Source organism: Agrobacterium sp. 22-221-1, from assembly GCF_053522445.1.
Genome location: NZ_JBNWCL010000007.1, coordinates 215730 through 230084, shown reverse-complemented (window position 1 = coordinate 230084; position 14355 = coordinate 215730). Strand labels below are relative to the sequence as shown.

Here is a 14355-nt window from a genome sequence, read left to right as displayed (position 1 = left end):
CTGGCGCACCGATTGGTTCAGCAATTGGTGCAGACGGTCTCGGCGTCGCGTTGCTTGAAGAAATACTCCCGGCCGATCGTGATCGACTTCACCCCGGACGAGGCAAGATCGGGCATGAACATCAGCAATTCATGCGGGATGGAAAGTTCGACGTGGATGAGAAAGCTGTTTTCCACGAGCAGGCGCGTCGGAACGGCGACCGGTGACCCCACCGCATAGGGTCTCAGATTTTTCTCGTCCCAGGACCAGGTGATTTTCGCCTGTTTTTGCGCGTCGATCTTGATGCCGCTGATCTTCAGCTGCAGACCCTTGGTGCTGTAGGGCGCAAACACGGCGGCTGCGACGTCCTGCATGCCCGCGAGATAGGTTTTATCGACGGAACCTGTTTTCGATATCAGATCGTTGATGGAGGCTGCGGCGCTGCTTGCCCGCTTGTAGGTGTTGTATCCGATCGTCAATTCGAAAGAGGTCAGATAAAGCGCAAGCAATATCGGAAAGAGGATCGCGAACTCCACCGCGCCCACGCCACGGCGATCTTTGGCAAAGCGTGAAACGAGCGCCGTCAGGCGTCGTTTGCCGTTTGCCGCAACGGACATCAGCCCTGCCATCATGAGCCTCCGCCTGTGATGTATTTCTCGTTCATGAACGCATTTGTCGCGACGATGAGGAAATGTGAGGGCATCGATCCATCGGCCGGACGTATTTTTGTCAGGTATGGCCGGATGATATCGGCAACCACACGCCAGCGATAATAGACACGCAACATGTTGATGGTTTCCGGCCCGCCCGGCTTGAAGCCGAATTGAGTGATGTCGAGATCGTAATATTCGCCGTAGGCCTTCAGCGGTATCGTGGTCGGAATATCCTTGAAGGCGGTAAAGGAGCGAAGGTCGATATAGAGCTTCTGTTCTTTCTGGATTTCATCCGCTGAGCAGGTGATCATCACCGAAACTTCATTGCAGAAGCTCTTGCGGAAATCCTCTTTCGAAATCGAGCTGCTGATCTGGCCGGTGCGCAGACGCCGCGCCATATTCTCGGTGGCATTGGCGACGACCTGTTCCGCCATCAGGGCGATGAAGGTCTCGATGATCGCAAAGACGACGAGGAAATAGGGGATCGCGAGTATCGCGAATTCTATAGCCGCTGTCCCGTCGCGCGAGACTCCGAATTTTTCCAGCAATGGCTTCAGTCTGGCCAGTCGCATGAGGCGATATCGATCTCTAAGAATATGCGGCAAGCGCAACCGTTGAATTTGTTGCGAACCATAACCACCCGATATTTAAATTCAGTTACTCCAATAAATTATACTTTAGTGATTTCCGAAATTGATACGACCCACAATACAAAAGCCCGGCACATGGCCGGGCTTTTGTCGAAGCTGAAAACGGGGCGCTTATTCCGCATCCGCTTTGGAGAGAACCTCCAGCGTGGGTGTGGAGGTGATGTTATAACCACAGTCCACATAATGGCATTCGCCGGTTACGCCGCGCGACAGATTGGACAGCAGGTAAAGCGCCGATCCGCCGATATCGTCGATATCCGCGGTCCGCCGAAGCGGTGCGTTTTTCTGGTTCCATGCGTAGATCGCCCGCGCATCCGAGATGCCGGCACCCGCCAGCGTGCGGACCGGACCGGCCGAGATGGCGTTAACGCGAATATCGCGCGGGCCGTAGTCGGCGGCGAGATAGCGGACGGACGCTTCAAGAGCCGCCTTGGCGACGCCCATGACGTTGTAGTTCGGAATGACGCGCTGCGAACCATTATAGGTCAGCGTCAGCATGGAGCCGCCATTGGTCATCAGTTCTGCGGCGCGCTTGGCGATTTCCGTGAAGGAGAAACAGGAAATGACCATGGTGCGGCTGAAATTCTCGCGCGTCGTATCCGCGTAGAGACCCTTCAGCTCGTTCTTGTCGGAAAAGCCGATGGCGTGGACAATGAAATCCAGCGAGCCCCATTTTTCGCGGATCGTCGCAAACAGCGCGTCGACCGACGCGATATCCTCGACATCGCATGGTACGATGAAATCGGATCCGAGTTCGGCGGCGAGCGGTTTCACACGCTTGCCGAGCGCTTCACCCTGATAGGTGAAGGCCAGTTCCGCGCCCTGTGCCGCAAGCGCCTTGGAGATACCCCAGGCGATGGAATGATTGTTTGCGACGCCCATGATGAGGCCGCGTTTACCCTGCATGATGCCGTTCATGGGCAATTATCCGTTATGACGCTGGAAGACGAGCGTGGCGTTGGTGCCGCCGAAGCCGAAGGAATTGGAAAGGATGGTGTCGATCTTGGCGTTGTCGATGCGGCTGCGAACGATCGGAACGCCCGCAAATTCGGGATCGAGCTCGGAAATATGCGCGCTTTCGCCGATGAAGCGTTCCTGCATCATCAGCAGGCCGTAGATCGATTCCTGCACGCCGGCCGCACCCAGCGAATGGCCGGTGAGCGACTTGGTCGACTGGATATGCGGGATCTTGTCGCCGAAGACTTCCCGGATCGCGCCGATTTCCTTGCTGTCGCCAACCGGCGTCGAGGTGCCGTGGGTATTGATGTAGTCGATATCGCCCTTCACGGTGGAAAGCGCCTGCCGCATGCAGCGGATCGCGCCTTCGCCTGAAGGAGCCACCATGTCGTAACCGTCGGAGGTCGCGCCGTAGCCGACGATCTCGGCGTAAATCTTGGCGCCGCGCGCCTTTGCATGTTCCAGCTCTTCGAGAACCAGCACGCCCGCACCGCCGGCAATCACGAAACCGTCGCGGTTGACGTCATAGGCGCGCGAGGCGACGCTCGGCGTCTCGTTATACTTGGACGACATGGCGCCCATGGCGTCGAAGAGGTTGGACATGGACCAGTCGAGATCCTCATGGCCGCCCGCAAACATCACGTCCTGCTTGCCCCACTGGATCATTTCGGCGGCGTTGCCGATGCAGTGCGCCGAGGTGGAGCAGGCCGACGAGATGGAATAGTTGACGCCATGGATCTTGAACCAGGTGGCAAGCGTCGCGGAGGCGGTGGAAGACATGGCCTTCGGCACGGCGAAGGGGCCGATGCGCTTCGGGCTGTTGTTCTTCAGCGTGATATCGGCTGCCTCGACGATGGTGCGGGTGGAAGGACCGCCCGAACCCATGATGATGCCGGTGCGCTCATTGCCGCTGATGTCGCTCTCTTCGAGACCGGAATCGGCGATCGCCTGCTTCATGGCGACGTGGTTCCACGCGCCGCCCTGCGACAGGAAGCGCATGGCGCGGCGGTCGACCAGATCGGTCGGGTCGAGAGACGGTTTACCCCAGACCTGGCATTTGAAACCGTGTTCGGCAAAATCCGGCGAAAATGAAATGCCGGATTTGGCATTGCGCAGCGATGCGGTGACTTCAGCGGCATCACCGCCGATGGAAGAAACAATACCGAGGCCGGTGACAACAACTCGTCTCATGAAAGGGACCTTTTCTTAAGATTTCGGCTGGACGACCGAAGCCGCCCGGCGTTTGTCAGGACTATTCCGTCTGCCTCAGGCAGCCTTTTCCTTCGACAGGCCTACGCGCAGGTCCGTCGCCTGATAAATGGTTTCGCCATCCGCCTTGAGCCAGCCGTCGGCGGTTCCGAGCACCAGACGGCCACGCATCACGCGCTTGAAATCAATACCATATTGAAGGAGCTTGGTGTGAGGGCGAACCATGCCCTTGAACTTCACTTCGCCGGTTGAAAGCGCCATGCCGCGGCCTTCTTCGCCCAGCCAGCCGAGGAAGAAGCCGGTCAGCTGCCACATGCCGTCAAGGCCGAGGCACCCCGGCATGATCGGGTTGCCCTGGAAGTGGCAGGGGAAATACCAGTCGTCGGGGCTGACATCGTATTCGGCGCGGATGAAACCCTTGTCGAAGGCGCCGCCGGTTTCGGAAATTTCGGTAATGCGATGGACCATGAGCATGGGGGGCAATGGGAGCTGTGCATTTCCCGGGCCGAACAATTCGCCGCGACCGCAGGACAGGATCTCCTCGTAATTGTAACTTGATTGCCTCGTTGCCATACCGCTTTCACTTCCCCAGTTACTGGTGTTGATCGACTTCACTAGAGCAAGTTAGGTTCAAAATGAAGCGCTGCAAGGGCAGAGGCCGCTCTGCCCACATTCTTTGTCTTCGAACCTTCTTCGCAGAAGTCATTACCTCAATATGCCGTCCGCATACAGGAACCGTACGGCTGGAACCAGAGGAAATTTGCAGGAATGGCCGGTTTGCCGCCATTTGCCGCGCCTAAGCCACGCCGAAACTATTGAAAGCACTCGCCGCAAAAGATATATGCTAATGCAATTGGTAAGTTTCATACCTCTGTTTGGAATGGGATTGCATGGCATTTGACGCCACATTGGATATCGGAACGAGGTTGCGGCGCTCGGGGCTGCGCCCCACGCGACAGCGTGTGGCTTTGGGCGATCTGCTTTTCGCAAAGGGCGATCGCCATCTGACGGTCGAGGAACTGCACGATGAGGCGGTTACCGCCGGCGTGCCCGTTTCTCTCGCCACGGTCTACAATACACTGCACCAGTTCACCGAAGCCGGCCTCATCCGTGTTCTCGCCGTGGAAGGCGCCCGCACCTATTTCGACACCAACGTCTCGGATCACCACCACTTCTTCGTGGAGGGCGAGAACGAGGTTCTCGATATTCCCGTCAATAACCTCCAGATCGACAATTTGCCGGAAGCGCCCGAGGGCATGGAAATCGCCCATGTGGACGTGGTCATCCGCCTTCGTCGCAAGCGCGGATGAGGCTTCAGTCCGACAGCAGACATGAAAATGGCGCCCGCGGGCGCCATTTCTGTTTTCGGCGGCCATTTCTATATGTCACTTCATGACATCTTCCGGCCGTCTGCCGGGCTTTGCCTTATAGGGCGGAAAAGTCCAGCCGAAGACCAGAGCACCGGACCGGACGGCGAAGGCCGTCAGGACGCCTGCGGCTGATGCGGCATAAAGCGGTGCGCCGAGGAAATAGACGACAATGAAGGTGGAGGAACCCAAAAGCGCGCAGGTGATGTAGATCTCCGGCCGCAGCAACACGGACGGTTCGCCGGCGAGAATATCGCGCAGCACACCACCGAACGTCGCCGTCAGAACGCCGGTGACGATGGCGACGGTTGCGGAGCCGCTGGCGGCAAGCCCCTTGGCTGCTCCCATGACGCAATAAGCGGAAAGGCCCAGCGCATCGAGCCAGATCAGTACGCGGTAACGGGATTCGAACAGATGCGCGGTGAAAAACAGCAGCACCGCGACCGAGACGCAGACGAGGATATAGGTCGGGTTCACCACCCAGAATACCGGCGTCCTGCCAAGCACCAGATCGCGCACCGTGCCGCCGCCGATGCCGGTTGCGGCGGCGAAAAACAGGAAGCCGATCAGGTCGAGTTGCTTGCGCGAGGCGGCGAGCGCGCCGGTTGCGGCAAAGATGGCGACGCCGGCATAGTCGAGAAAACCCAGAAGCGTCATGAAAAGGTTCCCCCCGGAAACAATGGCTGCGAACACGTCAGTGTCGCGCAAGCACTAAACTCTAGGCTGGCCGCCCGGATGATCGCAACATCCATAACCGAAACGGATGCAAAGGAAAATGCCGTGCGAATCGCTCTCGTTGCCGCTCTTCAGGCGCTGGTTCTCTTGATGTTTCCGGTGGCGCTCTCGGCGCAGCAGCAACTGGTGAACGACCCCGAGATCTACGAGAAGGACCATTTCCGCAACGAGTGCAAGGTGGCGGCCTTCGGCGACGATTTCGTCACGCGGCTGGATATCAACAATGACGGGCTGATGGACGCCGTCGTCAATCACGGCGTTCTGGATTGCGACGGCGAAAAGGGCCGCAGCTGCGACGACGAGGGATGCCCCTATAATTTCTATGTCCAGGTGAAAGAGGGCGGTTATCTGATGATCGCGACGGCCCGGATTTACGACTATGATTTCATCAAGCGCTTCGGCAACATGGTTTTCGTGCTGAAGATGCATCCGCGTTATTGCGAGCGTACCGACAAGGAACCCTGCCTGATGACGGTGCGGGTGCGCGGCACGAAATTCGTCACCATCTCGCGAAAGTGACAGCGACGATTTTCAGGGTGTAATCCGCCGGATTTTGACCCTTTGATTATAGCGCTGGCGAAGCGAGCGCGGGATGATGAAGGTGGCGATGGCGACGGCGAAAACCGTGGCCGCAACCACCCAAAGGGCATTCGATTGCAGGGTGGCGGCGAGAATGGCGCCGCAGATCGCGCCGCAGATCATGCCAAGCCAGGGCACGATCTGAATGCCCCAGTCGAGGCTCCGTTCACCGAGAAGAAAACGGCCGATGCCGCGGCCGAAGCGGGAAAGCGCGCCGGTCACATAGGTAAGCCCGATTGGCAGTCCCTCAATGTGCTCAACGGCGGCGTTGACCATGCCCATGGCGAAAACGACGAGATAAAATTGCGCAAGAGCGGAAGTCTCGCCGCCGAGCAGCGCGGCAATTGTTATCAGCAATCCCACCGCCATCAGAACGGCGAAGATGCGCCGGTCGAACTTATGCGCCACCACGATGCCGCCTGCATTGCCCGCCACGAAGGCAACGATTGCGAAAAGCAGTTTCGCGGCGTGGGAATAGAGGCTAGCCTCCATCGAGACTGCGGCGCGCGTGGTGTTGCCGGTCATGAAGGATACGAAGTCGCCTGAAATATGCAGGCCCACCGCATCCGTCATGCCCGCGATGAAGGAAATGGCGGCAACCAGCGCAATTCCAGTTCCGGTTCGCCTTGCCCTGATGATACTGCGACGTCTTTGTCTGGTCATGGAAAAGCTCGATATGGAAAAACGGCGGGCCTGTGCGCGGGGCCGTGTTATCCTATGTCTAGAATGCCGGATGGTGTATTTGCAATCTTTCTGGAGGCCTTCGGAAGCTTCTATTTTGTCTAGACAAATATAAATTCCCTGCCTACCATGCCTCAAATAAAGCGATAAACAACATCGCACAAAAATAAATCAAAAGGGGTTCAGATCATGAAGAAAACATGGGTTCTCGCCACAGTCGCCGCGCTGTTGTCATCCGCTTCCGCCTATGCCGAGACGTCGGTGACGATTGGCATGTCCGGCTGGACCGGTTTTGCGCCGCTGACGCTCGCCAAACAGGCCGGCATTTTCGAAAAGAACGGTCTGAAAGTCGATATCAAGAAAATACCGCAGGCGAGCCGCCATCTGGCCCTTGCTTCCGGTGACATACAGTGCGCCGCCACCACGGTGGAAACATGGATCGCGTGGAATGCCAATGGCGTGAAATCCACCCAGATTTTCCAGATGGACAAGTCGCATGGCGCGGATGGCATTGCGGTGCGCAGTGATGTTGCCAAGGTCGCGGACCTGAAAGGCAAGACGGTTGCCGCCTCCGCGCCGGGCACCTCCCCTTATTTCTTCCTTGCCTGGATCCTCAAGGAAAACGGCCTCACCCTGAAGGACGTCAAGGTCGTCAACCTCGAGCCGGGACCGGCCGCGCAGGCATTCGTTGCCGGTCAAAATGATGCGGCCATGACCTATGAGCCCTATCTGTCCACTGTCCGCGCCGCCCCCGACAAGGGCAAAATCCTCGCCACGACGCTGGATTATCCCGCCGTCATGGATACATTCGGTTGCACCCCGGATTTCCTGAAGGCCAATCCGCAGGCGGCGAAAGCCCTGGCGGATAGCTATTTTCAGGCCCTCGAGCTCATCAAGGCCGATCCCGAAAAGTCCTATGCGACGATGGGGGCGGATGTGAAGCAGACCGGCGAGGCCTTTGCCGCTTCGGCAAAGTTCCTCGAATGGCAGGACAAGGCCGCCAACCAGAAGTTTTTCGAGGGTGAATTCAAGACATTCTCGGAAAAATCGGCGGACCTGCTGCTGGAAATCGGTGTGATAAAGTCGAAACCCGATCTTTCGACCCTCGCGGATACGTCCTTCATCAAGTAACAGAAAAGGCGGCCGCGTTCCCTGCAGGGAATATTGCAGCCAAAGACAGGTGAGTGCGTCGATTGTGCGTCACGAAACGCGCACGGCGTTCTGATGGCGCGGCGAAGGTGCCGCGCCGGTTTTCCGGACAGGCGACAGATGCAACCTCTTCAACCCATAAGGAACAGCACGAGAATTGCTCTCGGCATCCTGTTCTTCGTGCTGTTTTTCTCCGCCTGGGGCTTTGCCACGCTGGGCGGTTTCGTGTCGCCAACCTTTCTGGCCGACCCCATCACCATGCTGAAGGACGGCATCTATCTGCTGACCGATCAGGGTTTTGCCAGCGATATCGGCATGACGATCTGGCGCGTGGTGGGCGGTTTCGTGTTGGCATCGCTCGTTGCCGTGCCGGTCGGCATCGCCATGGGGGCCTATAAGCCCATCGAGGCGCTGCTGGAGCCCTTCGTCTCCTTCGCGCGCTATCTGCCGGCTTCCGCCTTCGTGCCGCTCCTCATTCTCTGGGCCGGCATCGGCGAGATGCAGAAGCTGCTGGTGATCTTCATCGGCGCGGTGTTCCAGATCATCCTGATGGTGGCCGTGGCTGTCGCCGGCACGCGGCGTGATCTGGTGGAGGCCGCCTATACGCTTGGTGCGAAGGACCGGGGCGTTGTGCGGCGTGTTCTCATTCCCGCCAATGCGCCCGATATTGCGGAAATCCTCCGTCTCGTTCTCGGCTGGGCCTGGACCTACGTTATCGTTGCGGAATTGATCGGCGCCTCCTCAGGCATAGGTTATATGATCATCAACAGCCAGGCGCTGATGGCGACCGGGCAGATCATCTTCGGCATCATCGTCATCGGCATTATCGGTCTTATTTCGGACTTCGCGTTCAAATCGCTGAACCGGAAGCTTTTTGCCTGGAGGCTTGCCTGATGAGCGAACTTGTTATCAAGGGCGTCAGCCGCACTTTTCCGGGTGTGCAGGGCGGGCAGCCGACGCTGGCCCTCCAGCCCACCGATCTGGAAATTCCCCGCAATGATTTCGTCACCATCCTCGGCCCGTCGGGATGCGGAAAATCGACCTTGCTGCGCATCATCGCCGGTCTCGACCGCCCAACGACGGGCGAAGTGCTGCTGTCCGGCAAAGCGGTGACGGGCCCGGGGGCGGATCGCGGCATGGTGTTCCAGTCCTATACCCTGTTTCCCTGGCTGACGATCCGCGAAAACGTCGCCTTCGGCCTGCGCGAACGCGGCGTTGCCGAGAAGGAAAAATGGGAGATCGTCGACAGTTATATCGACAAGGTCGGCCTGCGCGGTTTCGAGAACCATTGGCCGAAACAGCTCTCCGGCGGCATGCAGCAGAGAACGGCCATTGCCCGCGCCCTGGCGAACGGCCCGAAAATCCTGCTGCTCGACGAGCCTTTCGGCGCTCTCGACAACCAGACGCGCGGGCTGATGCAGGAATTGCTGCTCGGTATATGGGAGCGGGAGCAGAAGACGGTCATTTTCGTCACACACGATATCGAGGAGGCGGTCTTCATGGCGTCGCGTGTGGTGACCATGTCCGCAAGGCCGGGTCGCATCAAGTCGATCACGCCGGTCGACCTGCCGCATCCGCGTCACTACACCGTCAAGGCCAGCCCGGAATTTTCTGAGCTGCGCGCCAAGCTTACGGAGGAAATCCGCAGCGAGGCGATTGCCGCCGCTGCCCATGGATAGTTGATCCGGCAAAGGGGAGGATAAAAGCATCGGGATGAGGAGCACAGGCGCCGATCTTCAGGAAAAATCGCTGCACGAGCGCATTCGCAATGATGTCGAGCGCCACATCATGTCGGGCGAATGGCCGCCGGGTTATCGTATTCCCTTCGAACACGAGATGACCCGGCAATATGCCTGTTCGCGCATGACGGTGAACAAGGCTCTCGGCGAGCTGGTGCAGCGCGGACTCATCGAAAGACGCCGCCGTCTCGGCACCTTCGTTCGCCAGCCCCATGCGCAATCCGCCGTTCTGGAAATCCACGATATCGAGCGGGAGGTGCAGGCGCTGGGTCTGGTCTACGGTTACCGTCTCGACAAGCGACGGCTGCGCCCTGCGGGGGAAGAAGACGGCGCGGCCATGACGCTTGCCGCCGAGGCCCCGGTCCTGGAACTCACCTGCACGCACTTCGCCGGCGGCGTTCCCTTTTGCCTTGAGGAGCGCATCGTCAATGTCACCGCCGTTCCGGAGGCGGAAGCCGCGGATTTTTCACAGATCGGGCCGGGGACATGGCTGCTGAAAATGGTTCCATGGAGTGCGGCCGAACATCGTATCAGCGCCGTTTCCGCCGACCGTAAAAATGCGGCGGCGCTCGGCATTGCTTCCGGTGCTGCCTGTCTGGTGATCGATCGCCGGACCTGGCATGGGGCGGATTATATCACCCGCGTCCGTGTCACCTATCCCGGTGACCGGCACGCCCTCGTTGCGCAGTTTTCGCCCTCGCAGAACAGCTGAAGGCCGTCGATCGGTCAATTTTTTGTAAAGAAGAGTTTACGGGTGGTCTTTTGACAATATAATAGTTGTCAAAAGAACTCAGGTTTATTATCGGAACGTCAAGCTTTCACGACGGTATCCGTTCATGACCCCGGTTTTCAGGAACCGGTCAATCTGCGGATGAGTTCATCGACGGAAATCCGGGATAAAAATTATGTCAGCTGAGACCTCAACTTCTTCCGCATCCTTCAACAAGGCAAACACGACAAGGCATTTCTCCCTTGCCATGACTGTCACCTTGCTGGCCGGCTTGAGTGCCGGCGCGGTTTTCGCTCAGACGGCATCGGAAACCCAGATACAGCCCGCACCGCAAACGGAAGCGGTTCAGCCAGCACAGCCGGCGGCTCCTGCAACGCCGAGCGCTCCGGCCGCCGCGCCCGCCCAGCCTTCCGCGACTGCACCGGAACAGCCGGCCGCCGCCGCACCCTCGCAGCCTCAGTCAACTCAGCCCGCACCGGCCCAGCCTGCGCCGGCTCAGCCCGCGACGAATACCGCACCGGGCGCCGAAGGCCTGGCGCCGCACCCGACGCAGACCGAGCAACCCGCACAGACGGGCCAGACGACCGCGCCGAATGAAGCCGCGACCCCGATAGAGCCTGTCAGCACCGAGCCCGCGAGCGCTGAACATCGTGCGGATATCCCGCACAACCTTTCTCCCTGGGGCATGTTCATGGCGGCCGACTGGGTCGTGAAGGGTGTCATGATCGGCCTTGCTTTCGCATCTCTGGTCACGTGGACGGTCTGGGTCGCGAAGTCTATCGAGCTTGCAGGTGCGCGGGTGCGCGCCGGCTCGACGCTCAAGGTCATTCGCAGGGCAAAAACCCTGACGGAGGCCACCGAGGCCGTCGAAAAGAAGGGCGGACCGGCAGCACTGATGCTGCGCATGGCGACCCACGAAATGCAGCTTTCCGATGCGGTGGTCGAACACACGGATGGCGGCGGTATCAAGGAGCGTGTCTCGTCGGCGCTGTCGCGTATCGAAACCCATGCGGGTCGCCGCATGTCGCGCGGAACGGGTGTTCTTGCGACCATCGGTTCCACCGCTCCCTTCGTCGGTCTGTTCGGCACCGTCTGGGGCATCATGAACTCCTTCATCAGCATTTCGGAATCGCAGACGACCAATCTTGCCGTCGTCGCGCCGGGCATTGCCGAAGCGCTGCTCGCCACCGCCATCGGTCTCGTCGCCGCTATTCCGGCCGTGGTGATCTACAACGTCTTCGCCCGCTCCATCACCGGTTACCGCCATCTGCTGGCGGATGCCGCAGCCGGTGTGGAACGCCTCGTCAGCCGCGATCTCGATTTCCGCCGTATTCCGCCGGGCAGCACCAGCAAGCCCGCAGTATCGCTGGTTGGACGGTGATCGGCCATGGCTGGCGGTATTCGCGAAAATAGCGGAGACGATCTCTCCGAAAACCACGAAATCAATGTCACGCCCTTCATCGACGTGATGCTGGTTCTGCTCATCATCTTCATGGTGGCGGCACCGCTCGCCACCGTCGATGTGAATGTTGATCTGCCCGCATCCACCGCAAAGCCGGCGGAACGCCCGGAGGAGCCGCTTTATCTGACGGTCAAGGACGATCTCTCGCTCAATCTCGGTAATGATGCGGTTGCCCGCGAAGCACTGGCGGCCGCCATCGACCGGCAGACGGGTGGCAAGAAGGATACGCGCATCTTCCTGCGGGCCGACAAGGCGGTCGACTACGGCCACTTCATGGAAATCATGAACCTGCTGAGAGATGCCGGTTATCTGAAGATCGCCCTCGTAGGGCTGGAAAACGCGGCTGCCGTAGCGCAGCCCGCTGCCGCTGGCCAACCCGCAGCGCCGGGAACCGCGCCATGACTGAAAACGGCTACCCGCAGGCCCGGCATTCCCGTATCGGGGAAGTGACGCTGTGGTCCGCCGCGGCGCTGCTCATGCTGGGCGTTCACGCCGGTTTTGCCTATTATCTGATGCAGGAGCCCGAGGAGCTGGATGCCGGCGGGCCGCCGCCTGCTGCGATCATGATCGAAATGGCGGCGATACCGGAGGCCGTCAAGACCGAAGAAACGACGCAGGCGCAGGATGTCGAGGACGCCGAAGAGGTGAAGAGCGACAGCAGCGAACCGGTGGAGGAAGCTGCCCCGGAAGAGCCGCCGCCACCGGAGCCGGTTGCGGAAACGCCGCCGCCAGAGCCGGTGCAGCCGCCTGAACCGCCGGTTGAGGAGATCGTCGAACCGCAGGAAATTCCCGAACCCGTGGAGCCGGTCGATCCCGTTCAGGAGCAGATGATGGCGGAACTCGAAAATGTCGAGGTTCCTCTGCCCGTCATGCGTCCTCCGCCGCCACCCGTCGAAAAGAAGGTGGAAAAGAAAGAGCCGGAAGAGAAAAAGAAGGTCGAGCGCCAGCGTCCTAAACCGCAGCAGGCATCGGAACTGCGCGAAACGGCGAAGGCTGAAGCCCAGCAGTCCGACCGGACGGCGGCATCGCGCAGCAATGCCGGCTCCTTCTCGTCCTCGTCCATGTCAAATGCCGATTGGGGTGCGAAAGTGCGCTCGGCGATGCAGCGGCGACTGGTGCGTTCGGCTGGAAAATCGGGGATGACCATTACGGTTTCATTCAAGATAGACAGCGGTGGTTCCGTAGGCGGTGCGAGGATTATTTCATCCACCGGTGACTCGGCGATGGATCAGAAGCTTCTGGCCGTCATACAAAGAGCGTCCGTCTCGCCGCCGCCGCCAGGCGCAAATACGAGTTTTACCCTGCCGATTCTTTTCAAGTAGGCTGAAACAGCCAGACCGCATAAGGGCATCCCGACTCTGGAGAGGATGGGATGCCCGATTTATTTTCCGTGTTGATTTGCAGCGACCGTATACCGCAAAGTAGGACCAGTCCGTCCCATCGCATGCAAGCCAACAGGAATCACGAAAATCATGAAATTCTCAATCGCAGAGGCGGAGGATCTCGTATCCTCTATCTTTGAGCGCAACGGCGTTCTGCCGCAAAACGCCCGTTCGGTGGCAAAGGCGCTCGTCGCCTCCGAGGCGGCCGGCCAAGGCGGTCACGGTTTTCGCCGTATCCCCGTTTATGTCCGGCAGGCGCGTGTTGGTAAAGTCGATGGCAAGGCGCGTCCGGTGGCGACCCGCGTGAAGCCGGGTGTGCTCTCGGTCGACGCCAATCACGGCTATGCCTATCCGGCGATCGATTGCGCCCTTGAGGAATTGCCGGACATGGTCCGGCAGCAGGGCATTGCGCTTGCCGCGATCCACCGCTCTCATCATGCGGGTGTCATGGCGCTGACCGTCGAACGCCTCGCCGAAATGGGTTTTGTCGCGCTCATGTTCGCCAACGCCCCGGCATCCATGGCGCCCTGGGGCGGCAGCAAACCGCTTTATGGAACCAATCCGATCGCCTTTGCCACCCCCGTCAGCGGCGCCGATCCGCTGGTCATCGATCTCGCGCTCTCCAAGGTCGCGCGCGGAAAGATCATGGCGGCCCGCCAGAAGGGTGAAACCATCCCCGGCGATTGGGCGCTCGACCGAAACGGCCGACCGACGACCGATCCCGAAGAGGCCATAGAGGGAACCATGGTGCCCGCAGGCGAGGCCAAGGGCGCTGCGCTGGCATTGATGGTGGAGATCATGGCCGCTGCGGTGACAGGCGGAAACTTCGCATTCGAGGCTTCTTCCCTTCTCGACGATAAGGGAGCGCCGCCATCTCTCGGCCACACGATCATCGCCATAGACCCCGTATCGTCAGGCGGTACGGCCTTTACCGAGCGGCTGGGGCTCATCGCCGGCGAGATAGAAAAGCAGGAAAATGTGCGTCTGCCCGGCCGCCGCAGCCAGGGGATTCGCAAACAGGCGCTGGAAAGCGGCATCGTGATCGAAAGCGATATTCTGGCCGAAATTCAGTCGCTTTGATGC

General features: G+C 59.6%; 17 protein-coding genes. 10 read left to right on the top strand and 7 right to left on the bottom strand.

Going from position 1 to position 14355, the window contains the following annotated elements; all coding sequences use genetic code 11:
* Positions 1-17: 17 nt before the first annotated feature.
* The 5 genes from ACQZ5N_RS13455 to fabA all read right to left on the bottom strand — a co-directional run bounded on the left by ACQZ5N_RS13455 (position 18) and on the right by fabA (position 4021).
* Positions 18-611 (bottom strand): TadE/TadG family type IV pilus assembly protein, encoded by a 594-nt coding sequence (locus ACQZ5N_RS13455; RefSeq protein WP_448733155.1) that lies wholly within the window; start codon positions 609-611, stop codon positions 18-20.
* Positions 608-1204 (bottom strand): TadE/TadG family type IV pilus assembly protein, encoded by a 597-nt coding sequence (locus tag ACQZ5N_RS13450; RefSeq protein ID WP_448733154.1) that lies wholly within the window; start codon positions 1202-1204, stop codon positions 608-610. Before ACQZ5N_RS13450 ends, ACQZ5N_RS13455 begins: the two co-directional genes overlap by 4 nt.
* Before the next feature lie 189 nt (positions 1205-1393).
* Complete coding sequence (gene fabI / locus ACQZ5N_RS13445; RefSeq protein ID WP_020812529.1) at positions 1394-2200, bottom strand: enoyl-ACP reductase FabI; 807 nt, start codon at positions 2198-2200, stop codon at positions 1394-1396.
* Between the two features lie 6 nt (positions 2201-2206).
* Positions 2207-3430: a beta-ketoacyl-ACP synthase I gene (gene fabB, locus ACQZ5N_RS13440; protein ID WP_003524377.1), complete on the bottom strand. Its 1224-nt coding sequence runs from the start codon at positions 3428-3430 to the stop codon at positions 2207-2209.
* Positions 3431-3505: 75 nt separating this feature from the next.
* Positions 3506-4021 (bottom strand): 3-hydroxyacyl-[acyl-carrier-protein] dehydratase FabA, encoded by a 516-nt coding sequence (gene fabA / locus ACQZ5N_RS13435; RefSeq protein WP_003507274.1) that lies wholly within the window; start codon positions 4019-4021, stop codon positions 3506-3508.
* Between the two features lie 317 nt (positions 4022-4338).
* Here fabA and irrA point away from each other — a divergent pair, with 317 nt between their 5' ends.
* A complete protein-coding gene (irrA, locus tag ACQZ5N_RS13430) occupies positions 4339-4758 on the top strand; it encodes an iron response transcriptional regulator IrrA (RefSeq protein ID WP_003507276.1) in 420 nt (139 codons plus the stop codon).
* Between the two features lie 75 nt (positions 4759-4833).
* Here irrA and ACQZ5N_RS13425 read toward each other — a convergent pair whose 3' ends face one another.
* Positions 4834-5472 (bottom strand): trimeric intracellular cation channel family protein, encoded by a 639-nt coding sequence (locus tag ACQZ5N_RS13425; protein ID WP_080818366.1) that lies wholly within the window; start codon positions 5470-5472, stop codon positions 4834-4836.
* 78 nt (positions 5473-5550) lie between these two features.
* Here ACQZ5N_RS13425 and ACQZ5N_RS13420 point away from each other — a divergent pair, with 78 nt between their 5' ends.
* Positions 5551-6069, top strand: coding sequence for a hypothetical protein (locus ACQZ5N_RS13420; RefSeq protein ID WP_003524381.1), 519 nt, complete (start codon positions 5551-5553; stop codon positions 6067-6069).
* A 12-nt stretch (positions 6070-6081) separates the two neighbouring features.
* Here the strand turns inward: ACQZ5N_RS13420 and ACQZ5N_RS13415 are convergent, their stop codons facing one another.
* Positions 6082-6792, bottom strand: a complete 711-nt coding sequence (locus tag ACQZ5N_RS13415; protein WP_448733153.1) for a YoaK family protein — start codon at positions 6790-6792, stop codon at positions 6082-6084.
* 207 nt (positions 6793-6999) lie between these two features.
* Between ACQZ5N_RS13415 and ACQZ5N_RS13410 the strand changes: the two genes are divergently transcribed.
* The 8 genes from ACQZ5N_RS13410 to ACQZ5N_RS13375 all read left to right on the top strand — a co-directional run bounded on the left by ACQZ5N_RS13410 (position 7000) and on the right by ACQZ5N_RS13375 (position 14352).
* Entirely contained in the window at positions 7000-7941 is a 942-nt protein-coding gene (locus tag ACQZ5N_RS13410) for an ABC transporter substrate-binding protein (RefSeq protein ID WP_137004195.1), read from the top strand.
* Positions 7942-8079: 138 nt separating this feature from the next.
* Positions 8080-8853: an ABC transporter permease gene (locus tag ACQZ5N_RS13405; protein ID WP_020809179.1), complete on the top strand. Its 774-nt coding sequence runs from the start codon at positions 8080-8082 to the stop codon at positions 8851-8853.
* Positions 8853-9638, top strand: coding sequence for an ABC transporter ATP-binding protein (locus ACQZ5N_RS13400; RefSeq protein WP_003524386.1), 786 nt, complete (start codon positions 8853-8855; stop codon positions 9636-9638). Before ACQZ5N_RS13405 ends, ACQZ5N_RS13400 begins: the two co-directional genes overlap by 1 nt.
* 34 nt (positions 9639-9672) lie before the next feature.
* Positions 9673-10410, top strand: coding sequence for a histidine utilization repressor (hutC, locus tag ACQZ5N_RS13395; RefSeq protein ID WP_448733152.1), 738 nt, complete (start codon positions 9673-9675; stop codon positions 10408-10410).
* 193 nt (positions 10411-10603) lie between these two features.
* Positions 10604-11809: a tonB-system energizer ExbB gene (exbB, locus tag ACQZ5N_RS13390; protein WP_448733151.1), complete on the top strand. Its 1206-nt coding sequence runs from the start codon at positions 10604-10606 to the stop codon at positions 11807-11809.
* A 6-nt stretch (positions 11810-11815) separates the two neighbouring features.
* Positions 11816-12292: a TonB system transport protein ExbD gene (gene exbD, locus ACQZ5N_RS13385; RefSeq protein ID WP_059759025.1), complete on the top strand. Its 477-nt coding sequence runs from the start codon at positions 11816-11818 to the stop codon at positions 12290-12292.
* Positions 12289-13212 carry an energy transducer TonB family protein gene (locus ACQZ5N_RS13380; RefSeq protein ID WP_448733150.1) on the top strand — a complete coding sequence of 308 codons (924 nt, stop codon included), beginning with the start codon at positions 12289-12291 and terminating at the stop codon, positions 13210-13212. The genes exbD and ACQZ5N_RS13380 overlap by 4 nt, the downstream gene beginning before the upstream one ends.
* Before the next feature lie 150 nt (positions 13213-13362).
* A complete protein-coding gene (locus tag ACQZ5N_RS13375; protein WP_448733149.1) occupies positions 13363-14352 on the top strand; it encodes an Ldh family oxidoreductase in 990 nt (329 codons plus the stop codon).
* The last annotated feature ends 3 nt before the right edge of the window (positions 14353-14355 follow it).

Coding starts and splice junctions, on each gene's coding strand:
- ACQZ5N_RS13410 (WP_137004195.1), top strand. CDS start 7,000: ATGAAGAAAACATGGGTTCTCGCCACAGTCGCCGCGCTGTTGTCATCC.
- ACQZ5N_RS13400 (WP_003524386.1), top strand. CDS start 8,853: ATGAGCGAACTTGTTATCAAGGGCGTCAGCCGCACTTTTCCGGGTGTG.
- ACQZ5N_RS13420 (WP_003524381.1), top strand. CDS start 5,551: ATGATCGCAACATCCATAACCGAAACGGATGCAAAGGAAAATGCCGTG.
- ACQZ5N_RS13380 (WP_448733150.1), top strand. CDS start 12,289: ATGACTGAAAACGGCTACCCGCAGGCCCGGCATTCCCGTATCGGGGAA.
- ACQZ5N_RS13455 (WP_448733155.1), bottom strand. CDS start 611: ATGATGGCAGGGCTGATGTCCGTTGCGGCAAACGGCAAACGACGCCTG.
- ACQZ5N_RS13415 (WP_448733153.1), bottom strand. CDS start 6,792: ATGACCAGACAAAGACGTCGCAGTATCATCAGGGCAAGGCGAACCGGA.
- ACQZ5N_RS13450 (WP_448733154.1), bottom strand. CDS start 1,204: ATGCGACTGGCCAGACTGAAGCCATTGCTGGAAAAATTCGGAGTCTCG.
- fabI (WP_020812529.1), bottom strand. CDS start 2,200: ATGAACGGCATCATGCAGGGTAAACGCGGCCTCATCATGGGCGTCGCA.
- exbD (WP_059759025.1), top strand. CDS start 11,816: ATGGCTGGCGGTATTCGCGAAAATAGCGGAGACGATCTCTCCGAAAAC.
- irrA (WP_003507276.1), top strand. CDS start 4,339: ATGGCATTTGACGCCACATTGGATATCGGAACGAGGTTGCGGCGCTCG.
- fabA (WP_003507274.1), bottom strand. CDS start 4,021: ATGGCAACGAGGCAATCAAGTTACAATTACGAGGAGATCCTGTCCTGC.
- exbB (WP_448733151.1), top strand. CDS start 10,604: ATGTCAGCTGAGACCTCAACTTCTTCCGCATCCTTCAACAAGGCAAAC.
- hutC (WP_448733152.1), top strand. CDS start 9,673: ATGAGGAGCACAGGCGCCGATCTTCAGGAAAAATCGCTGCACGAGCGC.
- fabB (WP_003524377.1), bottom strand. CDS start 3,430: ATGAGACGAGTTGTTGTCACCGGCCTCGGTATTGTTTCTTCCATCGGC.
- ACQZ5N_RS13405 (WP_020809179.1), top strand. CDS start 8,080: ATGCAACCTCTTCAACCCATAAGGAACAGCACGAGAATTGCTCTCGGC.
- ACQZ5N_RS13375 (WP_448733149.1), top strand. CDS start 13,363: ATGAAATTCTCAATCGCAGAGGCGGAGGATCTCGTATCCTCTATCTTT.
- ACQZ5N_RS13425 (WP_080818366.1), bottom strand. CDS start 5,472: ATGACGCTTCTGGGTTTTCTCGACTATGCCGGCGTCGCCATCTTTGCC.